General features: G+C 62.2%; 1 protein-coding gene. It reads right to left on the minus strand.

Annotated elements, in window-relative coordinates; genetic code table 11:
* Positions 1–126 precede the first annotated feature (126 nt).
* Positions 127–1083 carry an IS5 family transposase gene (locus EN861_RS34235; protein WP_135867835.1) on the minus strand — a complete coding sequence of 319 codons (957 nt, stop codon included), beginning with the start codon at positions 1081–1083 and terminating at the stop codon, positions 127–129.
* Between the last annotated feature and the right edge of the window lie 61 nt (positions 1084–1144).

Raw genomic sequence — 1144 nt, forward strand, 5'->3', positions numbered from 1 at the left:
GGGGCTGTTGCGCAGTTAGCTGAGAGATTGCTGTGGGGAGCGGATCGCCGCTTTTTGAGCGGGAATGGGTTCTGGTTTGGAGTTTCAGGCGGCAATTCAGCCCATTGGGCTGGATTGCGGACGCACCTATGGCGTGATGGCAGCCCATCGGCGCATGTTGAAGGCGATCGCCGCCATCATCACCTGGGCCGTGGCCTTGGCCAGTCCGACATAGCGGATCATCGTCAGCCTCATGCGGTTCTTGAGTGTGGCGAAGGTGGTCTCCACTGCCGCCCGTCGCCTGGCAATCAGCTGGTTATAATGCTTGAGCCGCGCCGGCAGTGGGTGGTGCTTGTTGGGACGGCGTGCAATGCGCGGCCTCTTGCCTTCGGCCTTGAGCCGGGCACGGCGGGCATGCGTGTCGTAGGCAGCATCCGCCCATACCGTCTTCTCGTCGCCGCAGATCAAGCGATCGGCCACGACTGTGTCGTTGACGTTGGCCGCTGTCGTGATCACCGTGCGGATCAAACCAGAGCCTTCATCGACCCCGACATGGGCCTTGTAGCCGAAGGTGAAGCCCTTCTTACCCTGCCGTACGGTCGAACCGGCCTCTGCATCCTTCGAGGGCCGTTCGCCCGTCGGGGGCACCGAAACCGTATTGATCAGCGTGGCATCCAGCATCGTGCCGCGCTTGAGGATCACGCCGGCCTTCTCCAACTGCCGGTCCAGTTCGCCAAACAGCTTCTCCAGCAGCCCTTCACCGACAAGCAGGTTGCGAAACCGCGAAAGCACCGTGTGGTCGGGAATGCTCTCCTCAAGACCGAGCCCGACGAAGCGCCGGAACGACAGCCGGTCACCCAGCGCCTCCTCCAGTTCGCGATCCGACAGCCCGTAAAGCGATTGCAGCAGCAATGCCTTGAAAAGCAACAGCGGCGGCCAGGCGGCCCGACCAGGTCCCCCATCGCGCAACGGTGCCAGCAGCTTTTCGAAGCGGTACCACTTCACCAGGCCGGACAACCGGTCCAACGGCGAAGAACCGCCAGCCAGCCTGTTGCCCAGGAAAGCCTCCGCCAAGCTCAACTGACCCGTCTGCTTCACCGCCATTGCGATTCCCTCCGAGCTTTCATCTCAGAGAATCACAACCAGCCAATTACGCAACAGGTCC

It is taken from the genome of Mesorhizobium sp. M8A.F.Ca.ET.218.01.1.1, assembly GCF_004791165.1.
Lineage (GTDB): Bacteria > Pseudomonadota > Alphaproteobacteria > Rhizobiales > Rhizobiaceae > Mesorhizobium.